The 26,612-nt window shown below is 56.3% G+C and carries 21 protein-coding genes, 2 pseudogenes and 1 riboswitch; of the genes and pseudogenes, 17 read left to right on the forward strand and 6 right to left on the reverse strand.

Annotated elements, in window-relative coordinates; all coding sequences use genetic code 11:
• Nucleotides 1-38 precede the first annotated feature (38 nt).
• Nucleotides 39-115, forward strand: a riboswitch (Fluoride riboswitch).
• 89 nt (nt 116-204) lie between these two features.
• The 6 genes and pseudogenes from FHS21_RS17420 (at nt 205) to FHS21_RS17440 (ending at nt 6,341) form a co-directional block, all read left to right on the forward strand.
• Nucleotides 205-2,025, forward strand: coding sequence for a DUF190 domain-containing protein (locus tag FHS21_RS17420; protein WP_183663321.1), 1,821 nt, complete (start codon nt 205-207; stop codon nt 2,023-2,025).
• A 10-nt stretch (nt 2,026-2,035) separates the two neighbouring features.
• Entirely contained in the window at nt 2,036-2,419 is a 384-nt protein-coding gene (gene crcB, locus FHS21_RS17425) for a fluoride efflux transporter CrcB (protein WP_183663323.1), read from the forward strand.
• 2 nt (nt 2,420-2,421) lie between these two features.
• A pseudogene (locus FHS21_RS30740) lies at nt 2,422-2,514 on the forward strand (EamA family transporter); the annotation flags it as partial.
• A gap of 161 nt (nt 2,515-2,675) precedes the next feature.
• Nucleotides 2,676-3,572 (forward strand): substrate-binding domain-containing protein, encoded by an 897-nt coding sequence (locus tag FHS21_RS17430; protein WP_183663325.1) that lies wholly within the window; start codon nt 2,676-2,678, stop codon nt 3,570-3,572.
• The gene (locus tag FHS21_RS31375) at nt 3,569-5,020 is read left to right on the forward strand and encodes a sensor histidine kinase (RefSeq protein WP_183663327.1); all 1,452 of its coding nucleotides are present in this window, start codon (nt 3,569-3,571) and stop codon (nt 5,018-5,020) included. The genes FHS21_RS17430 and FHS21_RS31375 overlap by 4 nt, the downstream gene beginning before the upstream one ends.
• Nucleotides 5,010-6,341, forward strand: coding sequence for a sigma-54-dependent transcriptional regulator (locus FHS21_RS17440; RefSeq protein ID WP_183663507.1), 1,332 nt, complete (start codon nt 5,010-5,012; stop codon nt 6,339-6,341). Before FHS21_RS31375 ends, FHS21_RS17440 begins: the two co-directional genes overlap by 11 nt.
• Before the next feature lie 1,146 nt (nt 6,342-7,487).
• Here FHS21_RS17440 and FHS21_RS17445 read toward each other — a convergent pair.
• The 4 genes from FHS21_RS17445 to FHS21_RS17460 all read right to left on the reverse strand — a co-directional run bounded on the left by FHS21_RS17445 (nt 7,488) and on the right by FHS21_RS17460 (nt 10,901).
• Nucleotides 7,488-7,682 (reverse strand): hypothetical protein, encoded by a 195-nt coding sequence (locus tag FHS21_RS17445; protein ID WP_183663329.1) that lies wholly within the window; start codon nt 7,680-7,682, stop codon nt 7,488-7,490.
• 68 nt (nt 7,683-7,750) lie between these two features.
• Complete coding sequence (locus FHS21_RS17450) at nt 7,751-8,629, reverse strand: hypothetical protein (RefSeq protein WP_183663331.1); 879 nt, start codon at nt 8,627-8,629, stop codon at nt 7,751-7,753.
• A 12-nt stretch (nt 8,630-8,641) separates the two neighbouring features.
• Nucleotides 8,642-10,390 (reverse strand): hypothetical protein, encoded by a 1,749-nt coding sequence (locus tag FHS21_RS17455; protein WP_183663333.1) that lies wholly within the window; start codon nt 10,388-10,390, stop codon nt 8,642-8,644.
• 130 nt (nt 10,391-10,520) lie between these two features.
• Nucleotides 10,521-10,901, reverse strand: a complete 381-nt coding sequence (locus FHS21_RS17460) for a hypothetical protein (protein ID WP_183663335.1) — start codon at nt 10,899-10,901, stop codon at nt 10,521-10,523.
• Nucleotides 10,902-11,529: 628 nt separating this feature from the next.
• On the opposite strand from FHS21_RS17460, the gene FHS21_RS17465 reads away from it, so the two are divergent.
• The 10 genes from FHS21_RS17465 (at nt 11,530) to phoB (ending at nt 23,002) form a co-directional block, all read left to right on the forward strand.
• Nucleotides 11,530-12,063, forward strand: a complete 534-nt coding sequence (locus FHS21_RS17465) for an arsenate reductase (azurin) small subunit (protein ID WP_183663337.1) — start codon at nt 11,530-11,532, stop codon at nt 12,061-12,063.
• 13 nt (nt 12,064-12,076) lie between these two features.
• Nucleotides 12,077-14,542: an arsenate reductase (azurin) large subunit gene (locus FHS21_RS17470; RefSeq protein WP_183663339.1), complete on the forward strand. Its 2,466-nt coding sequence runs from the start codon at nt 12,077-12,079 to the stop codon at nt 14,540-14,542.
• 82 nt (nt 14,543-14,624) lie between these two features.
• Nucleotides 14,625-15,005, forward strand: coding sequence for a c-type cytochrome (locus FHS21_RS17475; RefSeq protein ID WP_183663341.1), 381 nt, complete (start codon nt 14,625-14,627; stop codon nt 15,003-15,005).
• Nucleotides 15,006-15,012: 7 nt separating this feature from the next.
• A complete protein-coding gene (locus FHS21_RS17480; RefSeq protein ID WP_183663343.1) occupies nt 15,013-16,299 on the forward strand; it encodes a molybdopterin molybdotransferase MoeA in 1,287 nt (428 codons plus the stop codon).
• A 164-nt stretch (nt 16,300-16,463) separates the two neighbouring features.
• On the forward strand, nt 16,464-17,513 hold the full coding sequence (locus FHS21_RS17485) for a substrate-binding domain-containing protein (protein WP_183663345.1): 1,050 nt from the start codon (nt 16,464-16,466) through the stop codon (nt 17,511-17,513).
• 97 nt (nt 17,514-17,610) lie between these two features.
• Nucleotides 17,611-18,984 carry a phosphate ABC transporter permease subunit PstC gene (pstC, locus tag FHS21_RS17490; RefSeq protein ID WP_183663347.1) on the forward strand — a complete coding sequence of 458 codons (1,374 nt, stop codon included), beginning with the start codon at nt 17,611-17,613 and terminating at the stop codon, nt 18,982-18,984.
• On the forward strand, nt 18,977-20,716 hold the full coding sequence (pstA, locus tag FHS21_RS17495; RefSeq protein WP_183663349.1) for a phosphate ABC transporter permease PstA: 1,740 nt from the start codon (nt 18,977-18,979) through the stop codon (nt 20,714-20,716). Before pstC ends, pstA begins: the two co-directional genes overlap by 8 nt.
• A gap of 22 nt (nt 20,717-20,738) precedes the next feature.
• Nucleotides 20,739-21,548 carry a phosphate ABC transporter ATP-binding protein PstB gene (gene pstB / locus FHS21_RS17500; protein WP_376772137.1) on the forward strand — a complete coding sequence of 270 codons (810 nt, stop codon included), beginning with the start codon at nt 20,739-20,741 and terminating at the stop codon, nt 21,546-21,548.
• A gap of 22 nt (nt 21,549-21,570) precedes the next feature.
• Nucleotides 21,571-22,302 carry a phosphate signaling complex protein PhoU gene (gene phoU, locus FHS21_RS17505; RefSeq protein ID WP_183663353.1) on the forward strand — a complete coding sequence of 244 codons (732 nt, stop codon included), beginning with the start codon at nt 21,571-21,573 and terminating at the stop codon, nt 22,300-22,302.
• A 13-nt stretch (nt 22,303-22,315) separates the two neighbouring features.
• Complete coding sequence (phoB, locus tag FHS21_RS17510; RefSeq protein WP_183663355.1) at nt 22,316-23,002, forward strand: phosphate regulon transcriptional regulator PhoB; 687 nt, start codon at nt 22,316-22,318, stop codon at nt 23,000-23,002.
• A 168-nt stretch (nt 23,003-23,170) separates the two neighbouring features.
• Here phoB and FHS21_RS17515 read toward each other — a convergent pair whose 3' ends face one another.
• The gene (locus tag FHS21_RS17515; RefSeq protein WP_106666108.1) at nt 23,171-23,380 is read right to left on the reverse strand and encodes a dodecin; all 210 of its coding nucleotides are present in this window, start codon (nt 23,378-23,380) and stop codon (nt 23,171-23,173) included.
• 494 nt (nt 23,381-23,874) lie between these two features.
• Entirely contained in the window at nt 23,875-25,473 is a 1,599-nt protein-coding gene (locus FHS21_RS17520; RefSeq protein ID WP_183663357.1) for an SEN1985 family protein, read from the reverse strand.
• A 724-nt stretch (nt 25,474-26,197) separates the two neighbouring features.
• Between FHS21_RS17520 and FHS21_RS31380 the strand changes: the two are divergent.
• A pseudogene (locus tag FHS21_RS31380) lies at nt 26,198-26,374 on the forward strand (AAA family ATPase); the annotation flags it as partial.
• Nucleotides 26,375-26,612 lie beyond the last annotated feature (238 nt).

Consider the following 26,612-nt stretch of genomic DNA (forward strand, 5'->3'; position numbering starts at 1 on the left):
CGGGAGACGTTGACAAACCCGGAGGGGATGACATATCGATTACTCGCGGTAATGGATTCTGCCGGGCATCAAGCCAAACTGCTTCCTTGATGAAGCTGATGACTCCTACTCAACGCTAACCATGCGCAGGAGTAGAGTCGTGTCTAAAATTCATTTTCTATCGTCTTTCCATTGGATTGCTGTATTCGACGGAGCGTCTCACGCATGACGCTCGCTTCGATTTTCGGCCTTCGTGTTCAGCAAATCCGCAGTCTTGCAAATTGGATCGTCATCGTCGTTCCGATGGCGATTGCCGTTGGCTCGCTCGTCGCCCTGTTCCTCTGGAGCCTCGACAGGGCAACAGAACTGCGCTTCGAGTTCCCCTGGCTGATCTATTTCATGCCGGTCGCGGGCTTTGCCATGGTCTGGGCCTATGCCAAATTCGGCAAGACTGCCGAAGGCGGCAACAATCTCATCGTCGATCAGATCCATGAACCGGGCGGCGGCGTGCCGCTGCGCATGGCTCCGTTCATCCTGGTGACTACAGTTCTGACACATCTGGTCGGCGGATCGGCAGGGCGCGAGGGAACCGCCGTCCAGCTTGGCGGCAGCCTTGCCAGTGCCTTCGGCAAGGTGTTCAAGCTAACGCCTGCCGATATCCGCATACTGCTGATGGCAGGAATTGCGGCTGGATTTGGCGCGGTTTTCGGCACTCCGATTGCGGGTGCGGTCTTTGCGCTGGAAGTGCTCACGATAGGTCGGATGCAATACGAGGCGCTGCTTCCCGCGCTGCTCGCGGCTGTCGTCGCTGACTGGACCTGCCATGCCTGGAGTATCGGCCACGTCCAGTATTCCATCGGCTATCTTGGCGGCGTCGGCGAAGGAATCGGTTTCCATCTCGACGCGCTTCTGATGCTCAAGGTGGTAATTGCAGGCTTCGCCTTCGGGCTGGCCGCGCACTTCTTCGCGGAACTCTCGCATCTGGCCTCGTCGGCCTACAAGGCTATCCTGCCTTATGCGCCGCTGCGGCCCGTGCTGGCGAGCGCCATCCTTTTTGGCCTGGTCTACTATCTCGGAACCACAGAGTATCTCGGCCTCGGCGTCTGGTCTCCCAATCCGGAAGACGCGACGATCGTTGGGTTCTTCCGCCCTGATCATACCGACTACTGGAGCTGGGCCTGGAAAGGGCTGTTCACCATCGTCACCCTGAGCGCAGGCTTCAAGGGTGGCGAGGTCACGCCACTCTTCTTCATCGGCGCGGCACTCGGAAGTGCGCTCGCCGGGGTCCTGGGCGCGCCGCCGGACCTGTTTGCGGGTCTCGGTTTCGTGGCGGTGTTCGCAGGCGCTACCAATACGCCGCTCGCCTGCCTGATCATGGGCATCGAACTGTTCGGGGCCACGGACTCCGTCTATATCGCGGTCGCCTGCTTCGTCGCCTATCTCTGCAGCGGCCATTCCAGCATCTATCTCTCGCAGCGTGTCGGCGTTCCGAAGACGGCCGCCGCAAACGATATTCCCCTGGACATTTCCGTTCGCCACATGCGCGACATGAACGCTCAGGCCATGGGCGACCTCATAAACCGCGTAAGGCTGCGCCCGATCCGGACAACCGCAAACCTTCAAGAAAGGCCACTCGTCATGACCAGTCACAAGCTTTCCTCCCGCGAAGTCGGGATGGTCCGCATCTACATCAAGCCACGCGAGAAGGCGGTCGGCAAGGACGGATGGTTCGGAGGCGGCAAACCGCTTTACCAGGAGCTGGTAATGCAGGCCAAGGCCGCTGGCATCATGAACGCCGTCGCTCATCATACCCATTTCGGCTATTCCAACAGCGGCAAGCTTCAGGACGAGGGCTTCGAGATACCCAATCCGGACCTGACCATGTGCGTCGAACTCATAGCGGATCGGGAACAGCTCGAAGAGTTCTGCCGCACGCATGGGGAGCTGCTGAAGTACAAGGTGATCATATACAAACACATTGAGCACTGGGATATCCTGGGCCACGAGATCGCCACGGAAGATGCGTTGAGGAAAGCTGCGCTTTGAGGAGATGGGAATGATCTACCTCGTCGTATTCTTTGGAGCGGGCATCGGCGGCGTCTTGCGCCATGCGGTCAACACTGGAGCCGCGCGGCTATTCGGCTATGGCTTTCCCTTCGGCACTTTGACGGTCAATGTTCTCGGCTCTGTCATCATGGGATTGCTGACCGAGTTCTTCGTGGTGCGCTCCGGCCTACCACAGGAACTCCGCCTGTTCATGACGACCGGACTTCTTGGCGGCTTCACAACGTTTTCGACTTTCTCCCTCGATGCAGTCAGTCTGTGGGAGCGCGGACAATGGGGAATGGCGGCCGTCTACGTGGCGCTGTCCCTTGTCGCGTTGATGGTAGGCCTTTTTATTGGATTGTCGATGATCCGCTTCAGCGGACAAAGGAGCTGAGCATGAAGAGCTTACTGGCAAGTTGGCCGCTCTGGGCGCTACTTGCGGCGGGATTTGCGGCCCTGACGGCAATTTTCGCGAAGGTCGGCGTCGATGCGGCGAAGGAAGTGTGGTCCTGCAGCACAGCAGGAGCACGAAGCCGCCGCCTAGTGGTTAGTATCTCTGCTGTAGACGCCGAAATCGCTGCTGCAAAATATCGGCGAAATTATTCGTGGCATCGGGTAATGTGCGCTGAGGGTCGTTCCAGGGAGGAAGCATGCCCGCAGAAAAGCTCCGTTACAAACGGACTGGCCTCATTGCGAGGCGGTCAATAGTTTTGGGTAGTCTCACCGCGATCGCCGCCTTGGCTTTTCCCGCAGTGCTCCGTGCCCAAGCGGATACGTTCCGCTTCGGCTTGACTCCAGTCTTCCTCTCAAACGACCTCGAACTTCTGCGAAATCTGCAGCTTTATCTTTCGGCGAGACTCAACGCTCCGGTCGAGTTGGTCACGCGGAGGACCTACCAAGAGATCACTGCACTATTGGTCTCCGGCCAGATCCATTCCGCATGGATATGCGGCTATCCGTTTGTTCAGTTCCGCTCCGCTCTCGACCTTGTCGCGACACCGATTTGGCGAGGCAAACCGTTGTACCAGTCGTACATCATTGCAGAGCACGATCGGAAGGTGGACGACTGGAAACAGTTGCGTGGTGATATCCATGCCTACTCCGATCCGGATTCGAACTCAGGGTACTTGGTCACGCAAGCTTTATTGACGGAAAATGGATTGGGAAAAGGCAACTTCTTTTCACGTTATTTCTTCACTTACGGCCATAGGAACGTCATTCGCGCAGTTGCGCGCGGTCTCGCACAATCGGGCAGCGTTGACGGTTACGTGTGGGAGGTCATGCGCCAGCTCGAACCGGAGTTGGTCAACCAAACCAAGATTGTGCGTCGTTCTGAGTGGCTGGGCTTTCCTCCCATCGCGTCGCCGAAGCTGCTGGCTTCAGATGCCCGAATTGCAAAGCTGAGAGCCGCCTTGGTTGATATGAAGACTGATGAACAGGGCAGGATGATCTTAAGCATGCTGAAGTTGGATGGTTTTGCTGTTGAGGACGAAGCGCTGTTCGATAAAATCGCCGCGAAGATGGCGATCGTGAGAGCCGCAACGTGACGACGTGGCTCCACCGGGTGACGTCGAGCCGGGTCGCTTTGAGAGTGCCGCTGCTGGTCGCCCTGTTGATGATCATTATAAGTGCGGTGATCTCCGACCAGGTGCTGAGGCGATTGTCGGAAATGCAGGAGCGAAACCTTCAAGGGCTGGTCGAGAGTTATCTGGACGGAGTGAGCGCCTCGATCCTGCCGTCGATTATGCGGGGCGATGTCTGGGAAGTTTTCGACGTTCTCGACAGATCGGCTTCCAGTTACGCCTCGCTCGATTTGAAGGAAACCATCGTCACGGGATCCGACGGGAGCGTTATCGCATCCAACCATCCCGCGAACCGCCCGTCGTTTTCGCAATTGCCGCAGGAGTTCTTGGACCAGTTCCGCTCCCGCATGGTCGAGGTGAACCAAAAAACGATGGAAGGGTTCGTGCGGCGAGACCTGCTCTATCAGGGGCAGAAGGTCGGGACGATCTTCACAATTCTCGACGTATCCCATCTGATGGGCGAGCGGCGGAATGTCCTCGTCACGCTGCTCATCACCAACGGTGTCCTGGCGGGCCTTTTCGCAGCGGGCGGCTTCTGGCTGGTGAGCTATATGATCCGGCCCATTCGGACGCTCGAGAACCACATGCGGAACTCCTCCGGGGGCATGATCAGTTTGATCGACAACAGCGAGATTCCCAAAGGCGATCCTGAAGTGTCGCGGCTCTTCCATCGTTTCAATGAACTGGTCAAGTCGGAGCACGAGCAGCGCGATTTCGCACGCCGGCTGGCGGAAGAGGAAAAACTGGCGAGCCTGGGCAGGCTGTCCTCCTCGATGGCACATGAGATCAACAACCCGCTGGGTGGGCTGTTCAACGCGATCGACACGCTCAAAACCCATGGGTCGAAACCGGGCGTGCGGGAAACCTCACTTGTGCTAATAGAACGAGGTCTAATCGGGATCCGGGACGTGGTGAAGGCGATGCTGGCTACCTACAAATACGAACGGTCCCAGACCAGGCTCAGCCGCGACGACCTCAACGACATTCAAATATTGGCTTTGCCGGAACTTCGGCGCAAACAACAGGAGCTCGTTTGGGAGGTCGATTTTGACGGGACCTTTTCCGTGCCGGCCGGTCCCATCCGACAGGCTGCGCTTAATCTCATGCTGAATGCGATTGCAGCAACGCCGGAAAAGGGCTGCGTGTCTTTTGGGGCTACGTCAAACTCGGAATCCCTGAAGATCGAGGTGACGGACGAGGGGGCCGGCATCAGCGATGCTCTATCACCGATGTTGACCAACCTTGATCTTAGGAATCAAATGAACCCGGGGCAAGGATTGGGTCTTTGGGTCATTCGGCAGATATTAATCGAACTCGGAGGATCTGCCACTATCGAGCGCCTTTCGACCGGCACCAGAATTTGTCTTGTCTTCCATCAACAGGGAACCGTTGCGCATGCAAATGCTGCCTGATTTCGCCCGAATTGGGCTTGTCGAAGACGATCCGATCATGGGCGAGTCCATTGTCCAGCGACTGGAACTCGAGGGCTGGAACGTAATCTGGTGGAAATCGGGCAATGAAGCCATTGCCGCCATCGAGACACAGCCGCTGACATTGGATCTGGTCATCTGTGACATCCAGTTGCCGGACGTGTCCGGAGAAGCTGTATTCCAGAGCTTGTCCAAACTATCCGGCACTCCGCCTTTCATGTTTATCACGGGCTATGGCGAGATCGATCAGGCAGTGCGGCTCATGCGTTACGGCGCTGTCGATTTCATGACGAAGCCGTTCGCGATGGATGACTTTCTCAGACGCATCAGCACGGGATGCCGTCCGCATCATTCCTCGGCGGCGGACCCAACCGCGCTTGGCATCAGCTCAGCCATGCGAAATGTGGCCAGTATATTGAGCCGCTATGCCAACAACGATCTTCCGGTCCTCATCACGGGAGAAACAGGCGTGGGCAAGGAGGTGGCCGCGCGATTTCTCCACGATGTCTCCAACCGCGCAAACGAACCGTTCGTCGCGGTCAACTGCGCTGCCATTCCCGCCGAACTGATGGAAAGCGAACTCTTCGGTCACGAGAAAGGTGCATTTACAGGAGCGACCCAGCGACACCTGGGTTACGCTGAGCGAGCAGGAAATGGGATACTGTTCCTCGACGAAATTGGCGACATGTCGGTGGGGCTTCAGGCCAAGCTGCTCAGGTTGATTGAACAGAGGACCTTCACGCGTGTCGGCGGCGAGGCGACGGTACAGTTCAACGCCCGAATTGTATCTGCGACCCACCGAACCTTGAACGTCAAATCACCGAGCAACCATTTCCGCGACGATCTCTATTTCAGAATTTCTGTCCTTCCGGTGGAGATTCCCCCATTGCGGGAACGCTTGGACGATATCATCGGATTGATGGATCATTTCCTTGATGAGGCAACCCAACGAACCGATACCGATATCCGCGGCTTCAGCTCCTTGGCCGAGGACGCAGCTATCTCTCATCCGTGGCCTGGAAACGTGCGTGAACTCCGCAATAGGGTCGAGCGCGCTGCTGCTTTGGCCCGCGGTGAATGGATCATGCCGGCCGATCTGTTCCCAGAGGGCAGCGACGCAAAGGCATCAACGGGCTTCACTCCCTTGTCTGACGTCCGGGATGCGGCGGAAAAGCGGCAGATCGAGCGCGCGCTCGGTCAAACGGGTGGCCAGATTTCGAAAGCCGCAACCCTGCTGGCCATTTCGAGAACGACATTGTGGGAAAAGATGGCCCGCTTTGGAATGGCTCCGAAGGAGCGCTAGCGAACACCGCTGAGCATCGGTAACCGAGTAGTGACGCGCTGCGTCAAGGTTGGGGTACTATATGGACAGCTAGGTCCGCAGTGGATCTGACCATGTTGTGTCTCTCTGAAATAAACGAATCCAAGCCTTCACGTGAGGGGCTCGGTCATATGAACCTTCCGACTACGAAATATCGGCGGAAGTGCATATCGACTGATACGCCGCGATACGCGGAACAGGCAACCAATGTCGCCGCACCACAATTGCCGCCTCCGTAAAAGGGGCGCTGGTCTGTTACCAGGTTATAAGAACATCGGCCGGTCCGACGTTGTTGAAACTGGTTACAGCTGTAAATCTTCTCGGTTGTCCCGGAAACTGCAATTGTGCGTTGGTATTGCCACCTCCTGCAGTCGTTACGTTCACAGTGGCCTGTGCCATATTAACTCCTGAAGGTGGTTGAACGGTCGCAGTTACTGCTGCACCGGCTCCAGCGCCGCCGATATTATGTTCCGTAGCTCCTGCCACCAGTCTTTTCCCGCCCATAAAATCCTCCCGTTGCGTTCAATCCCGGACTATGCAGCCTAAAAGCAGCCATCACAAGCCACCATCACTGCGGAACGAGGTAGCCAAAGTAACTAGACAGCCTCGGTGGCAATTCACGAGCAAGGTCAGTCCACGACCTAAAATCGGGATAACACCTCAAGCCGTGTCCCTACTTTTGTGATTTTACTTGAACTCACCTAGAACGTGCCATCTTTGCGGCGCGGTTCGAGGGGAGGAGCTGCAGGCATGACGCGTTCTTTGTCAGGTTCGTCAGCTGGGTTTCATCGTTGTCGATGACGGAAACAGCGAGAATTTTAACTGGTTCCGTCTCGCTCGCGTTGGCGCTGACTAATCCGGCATGCCATAGGAAAATCATCTCCGTCTCGATGCCGATACGTCCGAAAGCTTCGTTTGCGACTGGCCCGCAGGCTGGATCCAAACGTACGAGTGCTTTGGGCATCGGAGGCGATTGGTTGAATTATCGGCGCGCGCCGATGCTGTCCGTACAAATCTCAAAGTCACTGCCCTTGTACCGTTCGATAAGTGGTCGACTGCGGAAGCGATTGCCATGCTCCTCCGCCGCTGTACGGCGCTAAGCAACGAGACTGGGGCCTTTCCGACAAATCAGATGCTGGTGATGACGATTGTGTTGCCGGTGACGGTTCCACGAATGGTCCTGCCACGGTAATTCATGCCACGCGACAACCCGATGGGATTGTCGCGGACGTAAGTCAACAGTGTTTTCGTGAAATCGCCTCCGCAGTCGATAACCTGCCCCTTGTTGGCAACACTTAGACCGCTGAAATTCACTGTCATCATATCTCTCCTAACACAGTGCACAAAAATGTTCGCAACATACCGTTGCTCCGCGTGTGCCCGACGGCGACTCAAGCGTCTGACGGTAACATCGACAGGGCAATGGCATTCTGTGCCACCGCCCCTGCAGTGGCTCGCGGCAGGATTTTCCCCTCGGATGTCTTCAATGCGGCAAGGCCGGCAAAGAATTTGGCCGGAGCCGCCGCATACTGCGGCGCTAGAGTTGCGGCCATCGTCCCTGCCTCCTCGAAGCTCGGCCACATGAACGGGGAGGGCAGCGGGTTCGTCTTGACGATGAACTGCAGCAGCATAATCAGATCCGCGCTCGTCGCTTCGGGTGATTTCGCGATATAGTCGCCAATGTCCTTCCAGTAGGCAGTGGCGTCCTCCGCCTTCTTCTCGGCGACAAAGGCCATTAGTTTGGCCGTCAACTCATCCGGGAGGCCAAGACCGTTAAGACCTTTGCCGCCTGCTGCCTTGAACAACCCTTCGAACACCTGCAGCAATGTTGGCCCGAAAAACGCCGCCGCCGTGAGCAAATAAGTGAATTTCGAGGCCGACCATTCCTTCGCATCAGCGGGCTTCTTTTCGTCGGGCTCTGGCTTCGGATTGGATGACTTGTCCTCATTGGCGTCGAGGACTTCCTGGACCTTCTTTTCGGCCTTGGTCTTCGTCGCATCGGGCTTGTTGGTCTTCGCCTTCTCGTTGGGATCTCGTACCGGCACTTTCCGGGCCTCGTCCATCGCCGGCGAGACGAATGTGGCCTTCTGGAGCTGACCGCTCAGCTTCTCGACCGACTTGGTCAATGCGCTCATTTTCTGGGTCAGGGCCTCGGTCTGACGTTCGCGAATCTCGACAAGTTTCTCTTTCTCGTCGTCGATCTGGTTTTCGGTTTCCTCTTCGGTCTTGGGTTCTTCCTCGATCCGCTCGGGTTTACGGGTTTCTGACATGTCGTTCCTCCATCAGCTTGCAGTCCAAACGGACATCTCGCCATCCGAGACGTCCTTGGCCCAATGTCCTGGCGCAAATCTCGGGTGCTTCTGGCCCGGTTCTTGCACGAGCATCTCTGGCCACCAGTTGTCGTCCCCGGGGACCGATAGCGTGTCAGCCGCTTTTAGAACAAGCGGTGGTGTCGGCGGACTCAGGAGGGTCATGGATCCCAGCAAGGGGCCCGGGGCCTTCAGGTAGTGGTAGCGATAGACGTATCTGTGAGCCCCGGCTGTCCCGTCCTCGACAACCTGGATTCCACGACCGAGGACGGCCGGAGCCTGCGGCAACGGGGCTAGTTGAGCATCCTTCGACAACTGAAAATCCCAGGTCGTCTGCGTGGTGTTGTCGGGGAGCAACACCGCAGTAATCGCCTCGTCAGGTGGACTGGCCTCCGACGATCGAGGTGAATCGGGCGCTTTCGGCAGAACCAGACGAAAAATGGTCCGAGAGTTTGTCAGGGCCGATGTCGTCTCATCACATGGCACTGACAGCTGCGCCACCTTCGTACCCCCGGGAGAGCTATACCAATCCGACCAAACGATCCGGCTCGTTTTGCTGCCGTTCTGAAACTGGATGCCCCAAGAGACCGACTGCCCCTGCGGCACGACCCAGTAGCCTTCCACGCCAGCGTCAACCCATTCGACGGTGATTGCCGAGGTTGGGTCTTCCGGCGTCAAATTGGCACCTACCTCGCCGACCTGTTCTAGCAGTTTGGCGTAACCTTTCATGACGTCGGCCATATCGTCATCGAACTTCGCCAGGACGTCCTTCTTGTACCCGTCGAGCGCACCCTCGACCTGGCTCTTGTTGCACTGGAAGTAGCCGATCACCCCAGCGGGATCTACAGCCGAAGATGTGGTGTCGATGAAGGTGTCCCTAACGAGTTTCTGCTTACTGTCAGCGAGAACCGGATCGTCGATGTAGTGGGACTCGTAGGTGCTCGGGGCACCGACGAAATCAGTGGAGTTCTTCCCTTCCATCTTAACCGTTACGATGTCTTCGCGTGTTTTGCGCACTTTGCCGACAAATCCGGCTGCGAATGGCGCTACCTTGGCATCGGCCCACATGTCCGGGTAGAGTTTGCCCTTAGGGTCGGTGTAATCGCGGACCGTGTTGCAGAGATCATCGTAGTCGGCCCTTAGGTCAGCGATCGCCTTTCTCGTGGGGTAGTCGTTACCATCCGCCCCTGCCTTCCTTGCACGATGTATGAGGTCAACTTTTGCGGCCGAAAGTTCGACAAATACCTTCTTGGCTATGATGTATTCGAGCAGAAGGCTAAAGTATGCAGATATGGCTGTGCGGCCTGTCTGATAGCCCGCGACACCGTCAACGTCCACGTGGAGCAGATCACCGAGATCACCCTCGAAATTGTTGCCAACACCGTAGATGTCAGTGAAATTCTTCCGGAGGTCGTCGATCGCGGTGGGCTCGTAATCTGTGTTTTTCGCGCTTTTCCAATCCTCCAGAACACGATTGACCCCAGTGCTTACCGAGCCTGTGGCTTTAACCGCATCTTTCAGTGTGCCGGCGTTTCCAATCAGCGCTGGTAAGCCGTTGATGGCCTCAAGCAGTTTCTGGTTGTCGTCCGATGGCGGCGGCCCTGGCAAAAACATGCCGAAGATCTGAAAAGCAGTCGTAATTATGGGGCCAGCAGGTGGAGGGATCGCCATCGAAATGGTTGACGCGATTTCTACTCCCGTCTTTAGAGCGTCGTCACTCATGGCATGATCCCCATCTGAAATCTTCGATTAAAACGACGAAAGGATACGCGAAAAAATACGGCCTATTTTGTGATGGGGGATTTCGGCCCTTGCTCCCTCCACGGATGCCATGCCTGCTGTTCAAAAGTGGTTACGTTGGTGCGGGGTAGACTTCCGCCAGCGACTTCAGTCCGTTCTGAACCGCCTCGTCTATATCGGGCGACAAGTTTTTAACTCCACCGCCGATCGCATAGGGATGTTCTGGTCGTCCAATGGTCGTCTGGTTCTGCCAGCCGAGTATTGCCCATCCTCCGCTGAGCTGGCCAGCAATCCGTTCGATGTCGGTCTTTACAATCTGAAGCGCGTCGCTCGACGCAAAAGGGATCGTCGTGATCGGCGCGATCCGCAATTTCATTTGCAGCTCCTTCCAGATCGGCTCACTCAGCTTCCCCTCCATCGAGTTCATGACCTGCGCCTGGTTCGCACCGTCGATATTACCCTTGTAAATGCCGTTGGAATAGGCCTTGAGCAAATCGCGCGTTTGCTGCTCGTTGGCCGAGTAGGTGATGGCGACGCCAGGGAATCCGTTATCGAGGAGTTGCCTGCTCTTCGTCAGGATCCGTTCGGCTTGCTCATCGTTGGTCAGCCCTCCTCGAATTGACCCATCCTGATAGATCAGTGGAAAATTGATGAACGCACCCTTCGTTATGGACGGCTCCTATCGCTGAATGATCCCGCTTCAAAATTGCACGTTCTACCAAGTTAGGCAATTGATGGAATTCTGACGGCCTTGACGGCCGCAATCGTCCGCAAAGATTAAGAGCAACATGCACCCATCTCTAGCTGCATTGCTTACCAGAGCGGCTAAGATAAGTTCTCCCAAACCCGGTCATCATTGACGCGCTGCACCTCCACTGCTGTCCTTTCGGATTATCGGGATTTCGCGCGGTCCTGGGCAAATACCAAGCGTTGTCCGCGTTTGCTAGAGAACGGCCAATGGTTCGGAAAACTGAACTCCATATCCCGTAATGTTCGGTTTTTCGGACATTTTTTGGACCCCGCAAGCCTGAAGACTCTGTATTCGTTGAATATACTGCCGTCCGACGAATTGGCACGGCTCTTGCTCCTAATACCGTAGTTCAACGGTTTGGGAGGAACAGATGTCTCGTTGCAGCAAACTGGTCGACATGGGTCGACGTCAATTTCTAAGGGGCAGCACATACGCGGTAGCGGGTGCTGCTGTTGCGGTTTCAATGCCCGGCGAATCCACCGCCGCCACCCCCGCCAACAGTGGGTCCGCCAGAGTCGATTATCCGTCGAACAAGCTTGGGAACGTGAAAGACCTGAAGGTCAATGAACCTCTGGACGTCACTTATCCTGATGCTGACGCGCCTGGCGTTCTTTTGAAACTCGGCAAGAAGGTTCTAGGTGGCATGGGCCCGGACGGGGATATCGTGGGATACTCCGTCACGTGCCCGCATAAAGGATTTCCCCTCAGCTATTCGTCTGACAAACGGACTTTCAACTGCCCCGGACACTATTCGGTCTTCGATGCGGAGGCGGGGGGACAGGAAATCTGGGGCCAAGCCACTTCCAACTTACCGCAATATTCGCTTCGCATCGACGACAAGGGCGACATCTACGCCGAAGGTCTCGACGAGCTGCTTTATGGCCGTTTGAGCAACGTTCTTTAGGGAGGACATAATCATGGCATTCAAGAGCCAAACTGACCGTTTGCCGATTATTCCGGCCGATGCAAAGAAGCACAACGTGACCTGCCACTATTGCATCGTAGGATGCGGTTATCACGCCTATTCGTGGCCGGTAAACAAACAGGGGGGTACCGATCCGGCAAATAATGTGTTCGGCGTTGATCTCGCAAAACAGCAAGCCGCCGAAACCGATGTCTGGTACGCGCCCGCGATGTACAACATCGTCCAGCAGAACGGCGAAGACGTACACATCGTCATCAAGCCAGACCACGAGTGCGAAGTGAACTCCGGACTTGGGTCTGTGCGCGGTGCACGGATGGGCGAGACCCGGTTCAGCCGCGCTAGAGGAACCCAACAGCAGCGCCTAACCACACCGATGGTATGGCGTTATGGCCAGATGCAGCCGACCACATGGGAGGATTCACTCGACCTCGTCGCTCGAGTCACTGCCGCGGTCATCAAGAAACAGGGTGAGGACGGTCTTTTCGTCTCGGTCTTCGATCATGGCGGCTCGGCCGGCGGATATGAAAACACCTGGGGTACCGGCAAGCTGTATTTCGAATCCATGAAGATCAAGAACATCCGGATTCACAATCGCCCCGCCTACAATTCAGAGGTTCATGCGACGCGCGACATGGGTGTGGGCGAACTGAACAATTGTTACGAGGACGCCGAATTAGCCGACACGCTCGTCTCGGTGGGCAACAATCCGCTGGAAACGCAAACCAACTATTTCCTCAACCATTGGATCCCCAATCTGCGCGGCACCTCGATGGACAAGAAGAAGGAGCAGTTGCCCGACGAACCCCATGACAGCGCCCGGATCATTTTCGTCGATCCGCGACGCACGGTCTCCGTAAACGCAGCCGAAGCGGAAGCCGGTTCGGACAAGGTCATGCACCTGGCGATCAACTCCGGAACGGACATGGTGCTGTTCAATGCATGGCTGACCTATATTGCCGAGCAGGGCTGGACGGACAAGGATTTCATCGCCAAATCGACGAGCGGCTTCGATGATGCCGTAACCAAGAACAAGACGACTCTGGAAGAAGCTGCCGAAATAACGGGCCTAACCGTCGACCAGATTAAACAGTCCGCAGCCTGGATCGCCGAACCGAAGGACGGCGGTAAGCGGCGGCGCACGATGTTTGCCTACGAGAAGGGTCTGATTTGGGGCAACGACAATTACCGCACCAACGCCGCTCTCGTGAATGTTGCGTTGGCTACCGGCAATGTCGGACGCGAAGGCGGCGGTTGCGTGCGTATGGGTGGCCATCAGGAAGGCTATGTTCGTCCGTCAGATGCGCACGTGGGGAAGCCAGCGCCGTACGTCGACAAGCTGCTGATCGAAGGCAAGGGCGGCGTCCATCACATTTGGGCGTGCGATCACTACAAGACAACGCTCAACGCACATGAGTTCAACCGCGTCTACAAAAAACGCACCGATCTCGTGAAAGATGCCATGAACGGCGTTCCTTACGGCGACAAAGAAGCTCTGGTGAACGCGATCGTCGCGGCTATTGATGCAGGCGGCCTGTTCTCGGTCGACGTCGACATTATTCCCACGAAGATCGGCGCTGCAAGTCACGTATGGCTCCCTGCGACTGAATCGGGGGAGATGAACCTGACGTCGATGAACGGCGAACGGCGCATGCGTCTCGTCGAGCGGTACATGGACCCGCCCGGCGTTGCCAAACCCGACTGCATGATCGCCGCCGGGATCGCCCAAAACTTGGAGCGGGTCCTTCGCGAGATGGGGGACGCCAAATACGCCGACCAGTTCAAGGGCTACGACTGGAAGACGGAAGAAGACGCGTTCATGGACGGCTACAACAAGAACGCCAAGGGCGGCGAATTCGTCACCTACGACCGTCTTCGCGCCATGGGCAACAACGGCTTCCAGGAACCGGCGACGGCGTTCGAAGGGGACAAGATCGTCGGTACGAAGCGCCTCTACACCGACGGGAAGTTCGGGACGAAAGACGGCAAGGCAACTTTCCTCGAAACGAAGTGGAGAGGCCTGCAGGCTCCGGGAAAGGAAGAGCAGAAAAAGAACAACAAGTACCTCATCAACAACGGACGAGCCAACCTGATTTGGCAGAGTGCGTTTCTAGATCAGGAAAACGACTTCATCATGGATCGCTGGCCGTATCCGTTCATCGAAATGAGTCCCGACGACATGAAGGAGCTCAGCCTCGGCAACGGTGACCTCGTCGAAATCTACAACGAGAGCGGCTCGACCCAGGCCATCGTCTATCCGACGCCGACGGCCCGGAAGGGGGAGACGTTCATGTTGTTCGGGTTCCCGACAGGGGCTGTAGGCAACGTGATCAACGGGGGTACGAACGAGTTGATCCTTCCGAACTACAAGCAGACTTGGGGGAACATCCGGAAGATCTCGGACGCGCCCGAGAATGTGAAGCATATGACGTACAAGTCGAAGGAGTATTCGGCGACTTGATCAGGAGATATGTCCGCGCACCCGCCAACTAGCTGGGTGCGCGGATGCTACCACGTCCCATTTATTCAACCGGAGCTCCTTTATGGTAAATGCCCGTTTGGCCTTGGCCATCGTTTCCCTCCTTGCGATCAACAGCACCTCTCATGCACAAGACATCACGGCCGGGGCCACGGTCTTTAAGAAATGCGCGGCATGCCATTCCGTCGAGGAAGGGCAGAACAAAGTCGGCCCTTCGTTGCACAAGGTGATCGGCAGGACTGCCGGAACCCTCGCGGGCTACCAATATTCGCAGGCCATGAAGGCAGCCGGTGCTGGCGGATTGGTTTGGGACGAGGCGACGATCGAAGACTATCTTGTTGCACCCAAAGATAAGGTCAAAGGCACAAAGATGGCGTTTGTCGGATTGAAAAATCCGAAGGACATCAAGGATTTGTACGCTTATCTTCAAAGCGTTTCCCAGTAGGAGCAAAATGGATCACACGCCCGAAGGGCTCAAGGTCAGATGGCAGGTGGACGACGGTTGTCAGGCTGGCTCATTCGAGAAGCCTGTCAGTATCGAAACGGCGGTCGCCGCTGCGGTGGCAATGTCGCAGCCGCTTTACCGCTTCGAGGTCGTTCGGCTCCTCCGGGCCCGATCGAGAGTCTGCGCAATCGACATTCGCGCACCGATTTCCATTCCCCCATTCGACAACTCGGCGATGGATGGTTTCGCAATCCATTCCTCGATGATCGCCACCGGCATGGGCCCTTGGGTATTCGACATCGCCGGCACCGTTGCCGCGGGTGATCTGCCCCCCGACCACGTCGACATGTCTCTCGCTTTGCGCATCTTCACGGGCGCGTCCATGCCGAAGGGATTTGACACCGTCATAAGACAGGAAGACTGCGATGTCGCCGGAGAGAGGCTGACAGTGCATTCCCGCCCCCGTGGAAGCGCAAACGTTCGGCATTCAGGCGAGGACGTCGCCTCAGGCATGCTTGTCGTCCGCAAGGGCGAACTCATAACGCCAAACAAGATTGCCCTTCTGGCGGCGCTGGGGATCGGCGAGGTTGAAGTCTATGCGCCCGTACGCGTCGGTTTTTTCACGACGGGCAGCGAGCTCGTCGAGCCGGGTCAACAATTGGGCCACGCGCAGATATTCAATTCGAACAAGTATTTTTTGGCCGCCTCCCTCACCGAACCGTGGGTGGAACTGATTGATTTTGGACAGGTCAGGGACGACAGGAAATTGATCAGCGACATGATCGCCGCTGTAGTGGCGCGATGTGACGTTTTGCTTACGACCGGAGGCGCTTCTGCCGGAAGGGAGGACCATCTTGCAGCGGCCCTACAGGAGAACGGCGGGCGGTTCGAGATTGCGAAGGTGGCTATGCGGCCGGGAAAGCCGCTCAAAATGGGCCGACTTGGAAACGGCATCTTCGGAGCACTTCCCGGAAATCCGTATGCCGCCGCCGTTACGTTCAACCAAATAGTCATGCCGGCGATCAGACGCACGGCGGGCTTGGCTTCGGTGCATTCGGTAGCACAGGTAGGCGTGGCAGCGTTCACATACCGCAAGACTGCGGGACGTTCTGAATTCATCCCTATAAGCGTTGCAGGGTCGGATTCTTTGGGGCGACCCAGACTCCAAATGCTCGAAAAAGGGTCCGCCGGGCGACTTTTCCCACTATCGGTTGCGGACGGGGTCGCGCATCTTCCAGAGGATGTAATTGAAATCGTTGAAGGTTTGCCGATACCCTTTTTCCCGTTGAGCTAATTTCGCCCATCAGTAATCCATTTTATTTAATGATTTCAATTTGATCCGGGCATCGAGGGCCCGCACGGGGAGCTGTGATCAAACCGTAATATAAGTGTCACACGACTGTTATAAAAGCTCTGTAGATAGCGGTTACTCTAACAGTTTCCAACGGGAGTATTAACATGAAAAAGCTTCTATCTACAGTAGCAGTGGCTGCCATCGCAGTCGCAGCATCACTCGGCGCAGCGTCAGCCCGCGACCAGATCCGCATCGTCGGATCATCCACCGTTTATCCGTTCACAACGGCAGTTGCTGAAAACTTCGGCAAGACCTCGGGCATGAAAACCCCGGTCGTTGAATCGACAGGCACTGGCGGCGGCATGAAGCTGTTCTGCGAAGGCGTCGGCGAAAAGTTCCCGGACGCAACGAATGCTTCGCGTCGCATTAAGAAGGGCGAATTTGCCGATTGCAACAAGAACGGTGTCAAGGACATCGTCGAGGTGCTGATCGGTTTTGACGGTCTCAGCTTTGCCCAGTCGAAGACAGGCATGCCGATGAAGCTTTCGCGCAAGAACTTCTTCCTTGCCCTCGCAAAGGAAGTTCCGGACGCCGATGGCAAGCTGGTTCCCAACCCATACAAGAACTGGTCGGAAGTCGATCCGTCGCTTCCCAACGAAAAGATCGAAGTTCTCGGTCCTCCTCCAACATCCGGTACGCGCGATTCCATGCATGAACTTTTCATGGAGCCAGGTGCCGCTGAAATCCCCGCAATGAAAGCGCTCAAGGAAAAGGATGCCAAGGCATTCGAAGCCGCCTGGAAGTCGGTTCGTGAAGACGGCGCGTACGTTGAAGCCGGCGAGAACGACAACGTCATCGTGCAGAAGCTGGAAGCCAACCCGAAGGCCTTCGGTGTGTTCGGATATTCCTTCCTCGAAGAGAACATCTCAAAGTTGGCCGGCGTGCCGATCGATGGTGTTGCACCGTCGTTCGAGACGATCGCTGACGGTTCCTACAAGCCTTCCCGTGAGATGTTCGTCTATGTCAAGAAGGCCCATGTTGGGGTGGTTCCTGGCCTCGACAAGTTTGTGGCTGAGTATGTTTCCGATGGCGCGACGGGCGAAGACGGCTATCTTGCCGAAAAGGGCCTTGTTCCTCTGCCGGCCGAACGGCACGCCGAAGTTTCCAAGGCAATGGCAACCTTGGAACCGATGAAGGGTGATGAGCTGAAATAAGCTCCATCCATGGGTCTGGGGCGGCGTTCGGAGAGATCATCTCTGGCCGCCCCATCTTCGCACGAGCCAAAAGCTTCTGACCGGGATTGGTGGGCCGATGACCACAGCATATTTTCTCATTCTTGCTCTTCTGACTGTCTCTTGGTTCCTTGTAGGACGACAGAGAGCGTCATCCATCGCTGGGGCTGACCCAGCTTCTCTCCACTCCCTTCCTTCGTATCATGGTCTTTTTCTGGCGGCTCTGATCTGCCTGCCCATGATCCTTATTTTTATTGTAGGAGCTCCTCTGGCCGAAAGGTACATCGAGGCGAGGGCCTTTTCGGGCCTGGATCCTGCGACGATCTCAGACGAACTCGGCCGCAGCGCCGTCCTGCGGGATATCCAATCGGTGCTTGCAGGTAACTACGCCGGCACCGCAACTCCGGAACTGACCACAGCCGCGTCCGCCTATTCAAGTGCTGCAAGCATCACGAGTTGGCTTTTGCTGATAGCTGGCATAGCTGCTGCCCTCGTTGCCGCCATGTTCGGCTTCCGCCTGATCGGTCCGGAATTCCGTGCGCGAAACAGCGTCGAACGCCTGGTGAAGTACATCCTTCTTGCCTGCTCGGCGATCGCCGTTTTGACCACGGTTGGCATCGTGTTCTCGGTCGTGTTTGAAACCATCCAATTCTTCAGCAAAGTAAATCCAATCGACTTTCTGTTCGGTCTTCAATGGTCGCCCCAGACGGCGATACGCGCCGATCAGGTTGGATCCTCGGGCGCATTCGGCATTGTTCCTCTCGTGACGGGGACGCTGTTGATTACCGTCATCGCCATTGCCGTCGCGGGGCCCCTCGGGTTGTTCGCGGCAATTTATATGGCGGAGTATGCGAGCCCCAGGACCCGCAGCATCGTTAAGCCAATTCTCGAAATTCTCGCCGGCATACCTACCGTGGTCCTGGGCTTCTTCGCCGCGCTGACAGTAGCCCCGTTCATTCGAGGCTCAGGCGAGTCCATAGGTTTGTCTGTGTCGTCCGAGTCCGCGCTCGCTGCCGGCTTGGTCATGGGCATGATGATCATCCCGTTCGTATCGTCTCTCTCGGACGACGTCATCAATGCCGTTCCGCAAAGCTTGCGCGACGGTTCCTATGCCATGGGGGCCACCAAGTCCGAGACCATCAAGAAGGTCATCCTGCCGGCGGCATTGCCGGGGATCGTTTCCGCCTTCATGCTCGCCATCTCGCGAGCGGTCGGGGAGACAATGATCGTCGTCATGGCCGCGGGCTTGGCTGCCAACCTCACGTTCAACCCACTTGAAGCTGTTACAACCTTCACCGTCCAGATCAAGACCATCCTTGTGGGCGACCAGGAATTCGACAGCGCCAAGACGCTTTCTGCCTTTGCCCTCGGCTTCGTCCTCTTCTTCTTCACCCTCGTGCTCAATTTCATCGCGCTACAGATCGTCAAGAGATATCGGGAACAATATGACTGACATCGCCTCCACCAACGACATCCCTGTCACCGACACACCGCGCGATGCTTTGGTCAAGAAGCGCTACCGCGCGGAGCGCCGCTTCAAGTTCTATGGCATCGCGGCGATCGTCCTTACGGCCCTGTTCCTTTCCGTCGTGCTTCTCGACGTTTTGTTCAAGGGGATACCTGCGTTCTCCGAATACCGACTTGATTTGAAGGTTGTTGCCGATCAGGCGCTTCTGGACCCACAAAAAACCGGCGACCGGACCACCTTGTTGGCCGGCAACTACGACAAGATAATCCGTGATGCATTGGCGGCCCAGTTTCCGGATGTAACCACCCGGGCCGACCGGAGGGCCCTCAACGGATTGTTGAGTTCAGGTGCCGCGGATGATTTCAGGCGCATGGTTTCAAACAACCCATCATTGGTAGGTCAGGAACTCACTGTTCCCGTCTTGCTTTCGGACGATGCAGACCAATTCTTGAAGGGTTATCAGACGAACGAGATTGTCCTTAAAGGAACAGGTACACTCACCCAGACACTGAATGGCGATGCCTACGCGCTTCGTTCGTCCGGGGATGACTTCGGGAAGGCATTCCAGGAGATACAGGCGTTCTTGTTCCAGCGTCTCGACCGGCTTCACACCGAAATTGCCCGCCTCGAGAAGACTCTGCAGGGGATGGAGGGCGACGCCGCCGAATCGCTGCGCGGTCAGGTCGACACCTACAAGGCCGAAGCTGAGACGCTGAACGCCCGCATCAGCGACGCCAATACGGCGATCGAGTTGGACGACAAACTGCCGAGCCTGCTGGTCAATGTGAATGGTGGAACCATCAAGGCGACACAGATCAGCCCCGCTGGCGTCGATGGAACAAAATTGATCACGCCAAAGAGCGCCGAACCCGCGAGCCCCGGTTCGTGGTCGATCTTGACCCTGGTCACTCCTGAATCCAATCGCCGTGTTCAGGATCAGGCAGCGACGTGGCTTGAACAGTTGAAGGCCTCAGGAACGATTGAGCGGGGCTTTGCTACACGTTTCTTTACCTCCGGAGATTCACGCGAGCCGGAATTGGCGGGAATTCGCGGAGCTCTCATCGGGACACTTTGGACACTGGCTGTTACGCTGATTTTATGTCTGCCGCTCGGGGTTGGCGCAGCCATCTACCTTGAGGAATTTGCTCCGAAGAACCGTCTGACTGAGGTCATCGAAATCAACATCAACAATCTTGCCGCTGTACCGTCTATTGTGTTCGGTCTGCTTGGCTTGGCGATGTTCCTGAACTTCTTCGACCTTCCGCGGTCAGCACCATTGGTCGGTGGTCTTGTATTGGCCCTTTTGGTAATGCCGACGATCATCATCGCATCACGCGCGGCGCTGCGGTCAGTGCCGCCGTCGATCAAGGAGGCGGCGCTGGGTGTCGGGGCTTCTCACCAGCAGGCGATCTTCCATCACGTCCTTCCCTTGGCCATGCCAGGCATCATGACCGGCACCATCATCGGCATGGCGCACGCACTTGGCGAGACGGCACCCTTGCTGATGATCGGCATGGTCGCCTTCATCGTCGATATACCCGGAGGCATAACGGACGCATCGACCGTTCTGCCGGTGCAGATCTATCTTTGGTCCGATCTTCCCGAGGTTGCCTTCCAAGCCAAAACAGCGGCCGCCATCCTGGTGTTGCTGGTGTTCCTTTTTGTCATGAATGCTGCGGCGATTATGCTGCGTCGACGCTTCGAACGTCGCTGGTAAATGAGGTATAAGGAATATGAATATGCTCTCTGAAGTCGATGTGGAAAAGAAATTGTACCCCGCTCCTGATCAACCCAAGGCAAAAATGAAGGGCGACAACGTCTCGGTTTTCTACGGCGCGAAGCAAGCTTTGTTCGGTGTCAGCCTCGACGTTCCGGAAAAAATGGTAACTGCGTTGATCGGGCCGTCCGGTTGCGGCAAGTCCACCTTCCTGCGTTGCCTCAACCGCATGAATGATACCATTTCCATATGCCGTGTCACCGGCAACATTACGCTCGACAACCGTGACATCTACGATCCCAAGATCGACGTCGTCCAACTCCGTGCACGAATCGGGATGGTGTTCCAGAAGCCCAATCCCTTCCCGAAGTCGATTTTCGAGAATGTGGCGTATGGCCCGCGTATTCATGGTTTGGTGAAGGATAAGCACCATCTGGATGAGATCGTGGAAAAAAGCCTCCAAAGGGCAGGGCTCTTCACTGAGGTGAAAGACCGCTTGCATGAGTCGGGTACAGGCCTTTCCGGCGGCCAGCAGCAACGCCTGTGCATTGCGCGCGCCATCGCGGTCAGCCCGGAAGTCATCCTGATGGATGAGCCGTGCTCGGCACTCGATCCTATCGCCACCGCCAAGGTGGAGGAGCTGATCGACGAATTGCGCGAGAATTATACGATTGTCATCGTGACGCACTCGATGCAGCAGGCGGCACGCGTATCGCAGCGCACCGCGATGTTCCATCTGGGCAATATTGTTGAGGTAGGCGATACGGAAATGATGTTCACTAGCCCGACGGAAAAGCGCACGCAAGACTACATCACCGGACGCTTCGGCTGATCACGGGAAAGAGGTTGATATCATGACCGAACAGACAGCACAGCACACCGTCCGTTCCTACGACGAAGAACTGAAATTCCTGACGCACAAGATCGCCGAGATGGGCGGACATGCGGAGCGCATGGTCGAGCAGGCCGTCGCTGCCATGGTCAATTCGGACAATGCGCTCGCACAGCGAGTGATCTCGGATGATTTGATCCTCGATGCTGGTCAACGCGAGATCGACGAAAAGGCGATTACCATCATCGGCAAGCGCCAGCCCATGGCGATCGACCTGCGTGAAGTCATCGGTACGATCCGCATATCATCGGATCTGGAACGCATCGGTGATCTTGGCAAGAACATTGCCAAGCGGGTGGTTGCGGTCACCGACACCAGGCAGACCCTTTCGGTCTATCGCGGGCTGCAGACGATCGCCGAACTGGCTTTGACGCAGCTCAAGGACGTTCTCGACGCCTACGCCACACGTTCGGTCGCGCAGGTCAATATCGTGCGCGAGCGCGACGATGAGATCGATGCGCTCTATACGTCATTGTTCCGCGAACTTCTGACCTACATGATGGAAGATCCGCGCAATATCTCTGCCTGCACGCATCTACTTTTCTGTGCAAAGAATATCGAACGCATCGGCGATCATGCGACGAATATAGCAGAGACAGTTTATTATATTGTGACGGGAACGCAGCTTCCTGCAGAGCGCCCGAAGGAAGATCAATCCCACACCATCGTGATGGATGAACCTCTCGCATCCTAAATAAAGGCAGAAAATGGCGATAGCTCCCAAAATCACCGTTGTGGAGGACGAGGAAGCCTTGAGCGTCCTTCTCCGGTACAATCTTGAAGCTGAAGGCTATGTGGTCGAGACTATTGCGCGCGGCGACGAAGCGGAAATAGCCTTGCGGGAGAAGGTGCCGGATCTGCTGATCCTGGACTGGATGCTGCCTGGCCTTTCCGGCATCGAACTCTGCCGGCGGCTGAGAGCCAGGCGCGAAACGGAAATCCTGCCGATCATCATGCTGACGGCACGCGGCGAGGAAAGCGAGCGGGTGCGTGGCCTTGCGACCGGCGCGGACGATTACATGGTCAAGCCGTTCTCTACACCGGAGCTGCTTGCACGCATCAAATCCATGCTGCGCCGGGTCAATCCGAGCCTTCTGTCACATGTGCTGAGCTTTGGCGACCTCAAGCTCGACCGCGAGCAACACCGTGTCTACCGCAAGGAACGCGAACTCAAGCTCGGCCCGACGGAATTCCGCCTCCTGGAATTCCTGATGCAGTCTCCCGGCCGTGTCTTTTCGCGCGGTCAGCTGCTCGACAATGTCTGGGGCGCAGATATTTATGTTGATGACCGCACGGTCGACGTGCATGTCGGACGTCTCCGCAAGGCCATCAACATTGGCCGCTCAATTGATCCCATCCGTACGGTACGCGGTGCGGGCTATTCATTCGGCTAGCACCAATCTAGGAGCAGGAGCTACTGATTTAGCATTGAGTATTCGGTAGCAATTGCCATCAGCCGTCGCCCGGGAGAATTGACCACCAACGGCAGGATCTCAACGGTTGCGTATTCATAATCGCAATGACATCGAAGTCAGACCGCTGTCAGGGCACCCATCCGCTCTTTAGTCCAAGCGGAAGCCGGCTTTGAGGACGACTTGGAATCGGGCCACCTTACCATCTTGAATGTGCCCTCTGATCTGATCGACCTCGAACCAGTCGAGTTGTCTCACGCTCTGGGATGCGCGAGCGATGGCGTTCTTTATAGCTGAATCGACCGAGTCGGTTGAACTGCCAACGAGTTCGATTTTCTTGTAAACATGGTCCTCACCCATGAGATCCTCCTCTCGGGCTGGTCCCGCCGTGGTTTCGGCATGTTCGGCCCAGGCCGACATTCTGGGCCGACTAGGGACAAATGTGAAGTTTCATTCAAAGAGACGCGCGAATATCTGCTCGAAATTATCCGCTGATATGGAAGGGGAGCACGCGCTTAATACGTCGCCTACGAAATCGGCGTGACATAATATTCATGTACGCTGACTTGAAGTCCGCAATGGGCCGACAGCGGACCGGCAGCTTTTGTCGTATAGGAAGCGAAAGCTGATGCCCAGGATGCTGCGTACAGCGCCACGCCTCCCGCTCTGCTAACGGTTGTAAAGTTGCTGGAAATTCGGACGATCCGCGTCGCAATAAGCGCCCATAGTCTCAAAGAGCACGTATATTTGCACCTGCAGCGCCATCACATCCTCATATTGCGAAAACATCACCTGCATGTCGGCGCTGGATTATCCAACGTCACTGCGGGAACGGTCACGGAATATTCTCCGAACTAACCTATTTGTTGTCGAACGCTGAGAAGGCGTTCCGTATAGCCGTCGTCATTCGCACCCATCACATGTCCGCCGAACACATACTCATTGTTATAGCGGATCGTATGCTTCATCAGCCCATCCAAGGCGAAGCGATACACAAGCTGGTGAGCTTCGGTGTCGAAGGAAGTTTGCACCAATTCTTCAGACGGCAGCCAGTCATAGAGATACCGGCAGGTGTCAAATGGGATGACATCAAGGAACATCTCGGTGCTCTTGCCCTCCGCCACATATGTGTATCGCCGCGTTTGCTCAACATTGTAGTGGTAAGGCATCGCGTACTGAGCGAGGACCGGAAAAAGGGCCAGTTCGGATGTTGGGACGTCGCAGAACATGTACATATTTTGCATGTAGGCGTACCCCGCCAGAAGTTCCTTCATTGCTGGTTTCAGCCACTGACCATCCCTGTCATTTCTGAGCAGCAAATAGGCATGTATGACATCATCCACGGGGATGTTGGGAAAGCCCCCTAGTTCCCTGCGCCAAGTGTCGATCAATTTGAACGATGAAGCGTCGGGCGTGAGATAGTTTTCGTCCTGATGTTTTTTCAGCGACGCCAGCGTCCAGCCGAGGGTGTTCATGTCGGCGTCGACTATGTAGTCACCTCCACCGAATTCTAGGGTCTCGTCGAACGATATTTGCTCTGCGGCGTGCGGAGCCAGTTCGACCGGAGTCTTGGCAAAAAAGTGCGGCCACAGTCCGGACGCCGACAGGCGCGCCATGGGCACTATGAACGACGCCAGATCGAACAGCTGCCTCGTAATGTACTGGCCGTAAAAATTTGAAAAATCAGATTTGACCTTATGGAAGAATGATTCCCCTGCAGGCTGCCCTTTCGGGATCATTCCGTATGCAACTGCGCCATCGGTCATGTTCCATTCCGGCTTCCCGGATTCAAGCATGCCCTTGGGGTACAGATAGGCGCTTACAATATCGGAATATGCGTGAAGCTGGCCGACATCGCTGACGTCCGGTTTGGCAAAATTTGTGATCAAGACGCCTAAAGGAGTCAGCCGCTGGTATCGGAATATATTCGCTACGGTCCTCAGCGTCGCCTGAGACGTACTAGGAAGCGGGCCACAGGCATCGAAATAGATAATATCAAACGTCATCGGAACGGCTTGTAAGTACCGATCCATGGGCATCTTGATGATCTTGATCAGGGGAAAGCTGGAAGCTTTGGCACTTGCGAGTGCTTCGTTGAAGGTCTTATTTTCGGACTCGAATGCATAGATGCTGTGTGGGTGGACGCCCAGCCCAACGAGCTCGTGAAAGTCATTCATTGGCTCCGGACCAGCCAGATAGGCCACGACAAGGTCGCCCGCTGCTCTAGTCCCGACCTTGCCCAGCCAGAAGCTCTCCCAATCCTGTATAGACTTGGTGTAGCATTTTTCAGCTGCGTGTTTGTCGTAACCTGTCCGCTTCGCAAGATCATCCCTGACCTGCCGAACGTAGCCCTGACTTACTATCGCGCCACCTTTGCGCTTAATAGTAAGTACCTCAACAGCGTGTTTCAGAGCAGCGGTCCGCGCGGTTTTCTTTTGTGGCTGGTTATACATACATCCCCCTTACGAAGACCTATGGCAGAGAACGCCGGTTCGCCCAAGGTCAGATTGAACTTCGCTAAAAGTTATGAAAGATGTCGATTTAGGCAGTGCACGATTTACAGTGTAATGCCGCAATCTTACAAGTGGACCGCCGCTGCACGCCATCGCATCCCCAAGTCATGGGGCGTTCGGGAATCGAGCTTTCCGGCACCATGAATTGTCCACCGTGCTACTGCGCTTGTGAAGTGCGGCCTAGACCCACCGAGACCAACTCACTGCCGCTAGACTGCAACGAAGCAGCATCTGCCGCCCCTCGACCGGCACCAAGCTTTCGCGCCTGGACACGACCAGGTTAGACTTCGCTCTCCCCTGCCGCCAGCGCCCCTTTCGGCCCGGCGTCTGGGACCGCAACGCTCGGCATAACGCAAGCACTGACGGTGGGCGTCTGCTTGGGTGTAGCGGCCGTCGCACTTTGCAAAAGCGTTGCCTCGCTGGCGCGCGTGCCTCCCGTGCAGCCGCTCAGGAAGCCTCAAGACCTTAGATTAGGGCGCTGCTCCGCGTTCATTAACGTTTTCCGCGCAAAGCGCGCCCGAGCCGCCCCGTATGAAACCCGCTGTTCGCCACGAGGCAGGCGTTCAGGGGCACACGACCATAGTTTGCATAGAATATGCGCCTGGGGGAATGTCCTTGCAGTTCTGTGCGCGGCGGGGCCTAATCGCTTATGCGAGGGGGTACCATGAGAATAGCAAATATAGAGATTCGGAATTTTCGAGGCATTTTGTCATGCGCATTGCTTATGCCAAAGCATGCCGTTTTGATCGGCGATAACAATGTCGGCAAATCCACTGTGCTTGAAGCTATTGATCTATGCTTGGGGCCAGACCGTACGAGCAGGCGGCCACCCGTGGACGAGCATGACTTTTACAAGGGGCTGTACCTTGCAAAGGCTCCGGCGGTGGAAGCTCCTGCGTTTGCGCCAGAAGCTGGTGCTCCAGCGAATGATCTCGTAGCCCCCGCAAATCCATGCATCGAGATCGATGTGACAATCACAAACCTATCGGACGCTCAGAAGGACCATTTCGGCGAGCAGATCGAATGGTGGGATAACGCCACAAATGCACTCTACGCTGGAAAAGCGGCAGACCTTGATG

The organism is Phyllobacterium trifolii (assembly GCF_014192095.1).
Lineage (GTDB): Bacteria > Pseudomonadota > Alphaproteobacteria > Rhizobiales > Rhizobiaceae > Phyllobacterium > Phyllobacterium trifolii.